The 6634-nt window shown below is 44.9% G+C and carries 9 protein-coding genes; 1 reads left to right on the top strand and 8 read right to left on the bottom strand.

What is annotated here, in order from left to right; genetic code table 11:
- From LC574_RS20300 to LC574_RS20265, 8 genes are all read right to left on the bottom strand, one after another.
- On the bottom strand, positions 1-181 hold a 181-nt coding region (locus tag LC574_RS20300), incomplete at its 3' end, for a hypothetical protein (RefSeq protein ID WP_229455225.1).
- 148 nt (positions 182-329) lie between these two features.
- Positions 330-986: an HAS-barrel domain-containing protein gene (locus tag LC574_RS20295; protein ID WP_229455224.1), complete on the bottom strand. Its 657-nt coding sequence runs from the start codon at positions 984-986 to the stop codon at positions 330-332.
- Between the two features lie 130 nt (positions 987-1116).
- The gene (locus LC574_RS20290; RefSeq protein ID WP_229455222.1) at positions 1117-1314 is read right to left on the bottom strand and encodes an NAD(P)H dehydrogenase subunit NdhS; all 198 of its coding nucleotides are present in this window, start codon (positions 1312-1314) and stop codon (positions 1117-1119) included.
- 109 nt (positions 1315-1423) lie between these two features.
- Positions 1424-2737, bottom strand: a complete 1314-nt coding sequence (rodA, locus tag LC574_RS20285) for a rod shape-determining protein RodA (protein ID WP_229455218.1) — start codon at positions 2735-2737, stop codon at positions 1424-1426.
- Positions 2738-2759: 22 nt separating this feature from the next.
- The gene (locus tag LC574_RS20280; RefSeq protein WP_229455216.1) at positions 2760-2969 is read right to left on the bottom strand and encodes a hypothetical protein; all 210 of its coding nucleotides are present in this window, start codon (positions 2967-2969) and stop codon (positions 2760-2762) included.
- 43 nt (positions 2970-3012) lie between these two features.
- Complete coding sequence (locus tag LC574_RS20275; RefSeq protein WP_229455215.1) at positions 3013-4104, bottom strand: Mrp/NBP35 family ATP-binding protein; 1092 nt, start codon at positions 4102-4104, stop codon at positions 3013-3015.
- A gap of 117 nt (positions 4105-4221) precedes the next feature.
- On the bottom strand, positions 4222-4443 hold the full coding sequence (locus LC574_RS20270) for a hypothetical protein (RefSeq protein ID WP_229455213.1): 222 nt from the start codon (positions 4441-4443) through the stop codon (positions 4222-4224).
- Positions 4421-4945: an SRPBCC family protein gene (locus tag LC574_RS20265; protein WP_229455211.1), complete on the bottom strand. Its 525-nt coding sequence runs from the start codon at positions 4943-4945 to the stop codon at positions 4421-4423. Before LC574_RS20265 ends, LC574_RS20270 begins: the two co-directional genes overlap by 23 nt.
- Before the next feature lie 550 nt (positions 4946-5495).
- Between LC574_RS20265 and hemF the strand changes: the two genes are divergently transcribed.
- Positions 5496-6527: an oxygen-dependent coproporphyrinogen oxidase gene (hemF, locus tag LC574_RS20260; protein ID WP_229455210.1), complete on the top strand. Its 1032-nt coding sequence runs from the start codon at positions 5496-5498 to the stop codon at positions 6525-6527.
- Positions 6528-6634 lie beyond the last annotated feature (107 nt).

Below are 6634 nucleotides of genomic sequence, written 5' to 3'. Positions count from 1 at the left end.
ATCCATCCGTAGGTAGTAGCCCTGAAAAAACCAAACCCACTAATCCTGGTAATCTTAGCCGCTCAAACACGATCGGTATAACTAAGATAACCACCAGCAAAATAGCAAAGGGAACAATTGGTTCTTTGCCAAGAACTTGGGAAGTTGGTTCCAGAGCAAGAACTTGTGATATGAGTTCCATAGGTAGGAATTGAAGGGGCTATGGTAAAACTGCAATTACCTTGGGGCGATCGCTTAATCTATATAAATAAATGGAGAAGCCACCTGAGGAAAAATCAAATGAATATATTAACTTACACTAACTAGGCAATTGTCTGAGAACTAACTACCTACGGATGGATTTGACTCAAAATGAACCGCAAGCGATCGTAGTCGTCTTTAAGTAGCACACTCAAGCTACGTCCAGCTTTAATTAGCCATTCTCGGTCAGCTTTGCGTAACTGGTATATATCTCGAATGGCAGCTGCGGTCAAAGACTCTACTGGCGCACCGTTAACACAAAGGAGTGTCCGCAAAAAATCTAGTTCTTCAGTAAATTTAATGATTGCTTCTGGTTCGCACCGATAAACAGCTTGATGAATTTGCGGGGGACGGGGTGGTAGATACTGATATATTCTTTGGTTATAACCTCGATTCTGGGAAGATTGCTCAAATCCTACGATCGCAGCCCGGAATTCTGTTCTGAGCATGGCAAATATCTGGGGTTGTTCTTCGCGTAAGTCTTGCAAAGATAACCCCAAAGCTCTAGCCCGATGTACGGAATCTATGGGCATACTTGTGGCATAATATATTACAGCATAAACTTGATTGCCCGATTCTTCATCTACAGAACAGACCCAACTACCAAAGGGTGGCATAGAGGGAAAGCTCAAATCTGGTGGTTCCAAACACTGAGCTAAAAACTCAGTACTAGTAGTCTCAATCACCTCCGCAATGTGATTGGGATGGCGATCGCCAGTAGCAAACTGTGGTAGGGGGAGGCGCATAGTAATTTAGTCATTAGTCATTAGTCATTGGTCATTAGTCACTTGTACTGAGCTTTGCCTCTGGCGCAGCCTAAGAAGAGAAGTATTAGTTTTTGCCAAACGACAAAGGACTAATGACTAATGACTAATATTATTTGGCTTTTTTACGTCCGGCTGTGGTTTCTACGAGTTCCAATTCGCTCAGGCGGAAGGTAATTAATTTATCCCAGTTACCACCTTCAAATAATACGGCTACTTTGCCATCACTCACCCGTTGCACGAGTCCTTCGGAGCGATAATAGGTATCTGCGGGATTGTTGACGCGAACAGTTGCTCCAGGCAGAATCATGTTTTTAGCCTCGCTTGTTTCCTTTTAATAGCTTAATACTTCTTATTAGTCATTGGTCATTAGCAAAGGAAAAAGGACAAATGACCAATGACCAACGAGAAATGACGAATCAATAATACTTCTGTCTTTGGCGAAAATTTGCTACTGATTCTACTATTCCCAAGGAAATGAAGTTGGTCAGCATAGCAGAACGCCCGTAACTCATCCAAGGTAAAGGAATGCCTGCGACAGGCGCTAAACCAACTGTCATGCCTACGTTGACAATCAACTGAAACACAATCATGGACAAAACGCCAATAGCCAACAAGGAACCAAAGTTATCTTTGGCGGGTTGGGCAACATGCAGTAGACGGAAGCAAATTAAGCAGAAGGCAAACAGCACTACCAAACAACCAACAAAACCGAATTCTTCCCCCACTGCGGAAAAAATAAAGTCTGTATGCTGTTCAGGTACGAAATTCAGTTGCGTCATTGGCCCCTTAAACAGACCCCATCCCCAAATTTCACCAGCACCAATAGCAATACGAGATTGGATTAAGTGATATCCAGCACCGAGTGGATCGTGATCGGGGTTCATGAATACGGTTAGCCGGTCTTTTTGATACTCTTTCAAAACATGGTTCCAAGCGAAGACTCCTAATTCGCCACCCAGTATATTGAGAGTCCACGCACCGATAGCACTCAAACCAAATCGACGCCAGAGAAGAGTTTGCCAGCCCACAATAGCCATCGCAAATGACCAAACTATTCCTAATGGGCCAAAAGATAGTTCTTTGAATAAAACTACTGGCTCTGATAAAGGCCAAGATATACTAAACAAAATTGCGGCAACCACAGGAGAAATCATCAGAATTAACCAGCCTGGGTTAGCATTTGCCCAGTAAAGCATTCCTAAGACGATCGCACCAAATACCAGTGATGTTGCTAAATCTGGCTGCAAAAATACTAATCCCCAAGGTATAGCGGTGATTGCCAGAACCCGGAAAACACCTTCGAGGGTGGAAGCAGTACGCCTATGTAGTAAAGCTGCTAAGGTGATGATCATGCCGATTTTGGCAAATTCTGAGGGTTGCACGTTAAAGCCTGCGATACTAATCCACCTCTGTGCCCCTTTAGCACTAGTACCAGCAATCATCACGGCGATTAAGCTAAAGTTCGTTAGCGCATAAGTTACCCAGTGCCACTGCATCAAGATTTCATAACGGATGCGAGCTAAAAACAGCGCTATAAGCACGCCGATACCCGCTACCATCCAGTGCCACCACCAGTCAGTTACTGGCTGCTTCAGTTCCGTACTGAGAATCATGAGGCCGCCAAAGATACTGACAACAATTGGCAAACAAAATAGTAGCCAATCTACATACTGCCAGGGCTTAACCCAAGACCTCCAACGAATTTTGGGGAGCGATCGTTTTAACAACATTGTGTAAGTTTAGACTTTAGCTTTAATTGTTGGGAATTGGGAATTGGGCATGGGGCATGGGGCACTTGTACTGAGCGAAGTCGAAGTATGGGGCATTGGGCATTGGGCATTGGGCATGGGGCATTGGGCATTGGTTATTCGCCTTGTCTTCCTCATCTCCCTCATCCTCCCCTGCTCCCCCTGCCTCCCCTGCTCCCCCTGCTCCCTCATCTCCCCACTCCCCACTCCCCACTCCCCACTCCCCATTCCCAAGTATTCCCAAGCTATAACCTTAATTATGTCAGGGCAGCAACTGATACTTTACCAGCAATGGTAAGAGCGATCGCTGTTAATGCTTTTGCTGAAGCTGAATCTGGATCACCAACAACTATTGGCACACCACTATCACCACCAACTCGTGTGGAAATCTCTAGCGGTACGCACCCCAATAATGGCACTCCCAATTCGGCGGCTGTTTTTGAGCCACCACCGGAACCAAATATGTCATACTGCTTATCCGGTTGATCGGGGGGTATAAAATAGCTCATATTTTCCACAATCCCTAATACCGGGACATTCATCTGTTGGAACATCCGCAGTCCCTTGCGAGAATCTAACAGGGCTACATTTTGCGGCGTGGTGACAATTACCGCCCCTGCCATTGGCACTGCTTGGGTTAAAGTTAACTGAGCATCTCCGGTTCCCGGTGGCATATCTACAATCAAATAGTCCAGTTCTCCCCATTGCACTTGATAGAGAAACTGGCGAATTACACCATTGAGCATAGGCCCCCGCCAAATTACTGGCTGATCTCGGTCAATCAAAAAGCCCATTGAAACTAATTTAACGCCGTGATTAAAAGCAGGTTCTAGGATGTCACCTGTTTCACTGGAACGTACAGTAATTTGGGCATCAGCCAGCCCCAGCATGGTGGGGTCATTGGGCCCGTAAATATCAGCATCTAGCAAACCAACTTTCGCCCCAGTTTGCGCTAGAGCCACTGCTACATTCACCGCCACTGTACTTTTACCAACGCCACCTTTACCACTGGAAACAGCAATGATATTTTTCACCCCAGAAATACCAGTGCGTTGGTTTAGCCCGCCGGAGGCATCGGGTAAACTTTTTTGTTGCGGTGTTTCTGCCGTCACTTCTATGCTGACATCTGTAACGCCTGGGAGTTTTTTGACAGCTTTCTGACAATCTTCGACAATAAATTCACGTAAAGGACAGGCAGGAGTGGTTAACACCAAAGTGAAACTAACCTTGCCACCGTCAATTTTCACGTTGCGAATCATATTCAGTTCCACCAGACTTTTGCGGAGTTCTGGGTCTTCCACTGGTCGCAACACTTCTAAGACAGAGCGAGAATCGAGGACATCGTACATAAAAATTCAAAATTCAAAATGAATAAATACACTTGTGGCAAACATCTTAGCTATTAACTGAATGCTTTCTTCAGTCAGGTCAGCTTAGTGTTTTCACTGTCAATGCCGTAATAAAACTTAGCAAATTGCATTATTACCTAATAGAATCTTAACTTTCTTTGGGCATTGGAGATTGAGCATTGAGCATTGGGCATGGGGCATTGGGCATTGGGCATTAGTCAAAAATTCTTCCTCATCCCCCTCATCCCCCTCATCCCCCTCATCCCCCTCATCTCCCTCATCCCCCTCATCCCCCTCATCTCCCAGTCCCCAGTACCTAAAAATCAAAACAACTGTCATTAAGGGATTTTTTCTTACCAGATACCGTTGGCAATGCTGTCTTTTCTACTGCTTCTACTAAAGACCGGGCTACGCGGTCTGCATAAGGACGGGATAAAGACCAAATTAGGGGCGATAACCAACCCCGTAGCGTTACAGAATAAAACAAACAAGTACCACAAACCGTTGACTCTACTTGATAAGTCACCCGTTCCTCTATTCCCGGAATCGCCATCACTCGGATACTCAGCATCTCTTTGTGATTGACGCGCTCCACAAAAATTCTGATGGGAATCGGCCAAAAGCGTGTTACAGCATGATAAATCAATCCTGGCTTGGGTACTAATCCGTAGGGCACGTTAGTACTCTTAAGTAGTGGATGCCAGGAAACATCTGTTAAGTCAGCGACTTTTTGCCACAGTTCATCTACAGAAGCAGAACTTATCTCTCGATACGTCCGCACCAGAGAAGCGCAAAACCGACGACGTTTGCGGTGGATGAATTTGGATAACCAACCTTGCATTTTCCTAATCCTCCTCGCTAGACACTTTCTGGTAACTCTGGTATTGTGGACAACTACACTCAAGCCCTAATAGGACTTATGCAAAACTATACGCGCTCAGGGGTAACTCATGAATTGCCCTAAGAAGAAAATCATTCTTTTCGACTATTGTTTGCCTAAGTCCTGCCTAAATTAAAACTTTCTCAGAAATGCCCTAAACATAGCAAGCCTGTATTCGTTACAGACGCTAACAGATAACATAAGCAATATGGCAAAGAAGTTTTGAGTAGGCAGTTAAACCCTTGATAATTCAAGATTACGACTAAAGTCTAGTGTTTATACCAGAATGTTCCAATTAAGAATTTCAAAAAAAACTCAGTCAATATACAAGCCTATACGCATTTGAGGGAAAATAACTCTAGTGATGCCCATCAATCGTATAAATGCTTAACCAGTAAGAAAAAGCGGGTTGGGCAAATAGAGCTTGATTTTTGGTGCGTGTTTCCCCCAAATTTTAAGATAAGAAATTTGTGGCTTTCTGGAAATTGTAATTTTTTAGGTTCGGGAATCTATGTTGACCAACTCGCAAACACCAACTGTATCAGCATCATCCAAGTCTTTGCCAGCACCTGACGCTCAGACTAGAGTCAGTCAGTTTATGAAACAACTGCAAGACGAAATTACCGAAGCATTGGCAAAACTAGATGGTGTGGCTAAGTTTCATGAAGATAGTTGGGAACGCCCAGAAGGAGGCGGAGGGCGATCGCGCGTGCTGCGAGAAGGTGCAATATTTGAACAAGCTGGTGTAAATTTTTCTGAAGTTTGGGGTTCCCATTTGCCAGCCTCAATTTTAACCCAACGCCCTGAAGCCGCAGGGCATGGCTTTTATGCCACGGGTACTTCAATGGTATTACATCCTCACAATCCTTACGTGCCAACAGTTCATCTAAATTATCGCTACTTTGAAGCGGGGCCAGTGTGGTGGTTTGGTGGTGGTCTTGACTTGACACCTTATTATCCCTTTGCTGAAGATGCGGCACATTTACATAAAACGTTAAAACAGGCTTGTGACAAACACCACCCAGAGTATTACCCAGTGTTTAAGCGGTGGTGTGATGAATATTTTTACCTGAAGCATCGTGATGAGACACGGGGTGTAGGTGGTCTGTTTTTTGATTACCAAGATGGTCAGGGTGCTTTATATCGTGGTCCAAATCCCAATGGAGAAGCGGCTATTTATAGCAACCAGGTGGGAACACCAGCAACCCGCAATTGGGAAGATTTGTTTGCCTTTGTGCAAGACTGTGGCAGAGCATTTTTACCAGCCTACGTACCAATTGTAGAACGGCGACATGGGATAGAATATGGCGATCGCCAACGGAATTTTCAACTCTACCGCCGGGGACGGTATGTAGAATTTAACTTGGTTTATGACCGAGGCACCATTTTTGGTCTACAAACCAACGGACGCACAGAATCAATTCTCATGTCCCTACCGCCCTTAGTGCGCTGGGAATACGGCTATCAACCAGAACCCAATACACCCGAAGCCGAGTTGTATGAAACTTTCCTTAAGCCTCAAGATTGGATCAACTGGAAATAATGGGGAGTAGGGAGTAGGGAGTAGGGAGTAGGGAGTAGGGAGTAGGGAGTAGGGAGTAGGGAGTTAGGAGTTAGGAGTTAAAAGTTAAGAGCCAGGAGTTATGATAA

Origin of the sequence: Nostoc sp. CHAB 5715 (assembly GCF_020829685.1) — a bacterium.
Classification (GTDB): domain Bacteria; phylum Cyanobacteriota; class Cyanobacteriia; order Cyanobacteriales; family Nostocaceae; genus Nostoc.
This window is presented reverse-complemented; position numbering and strand designations above follow the sequence as displayed.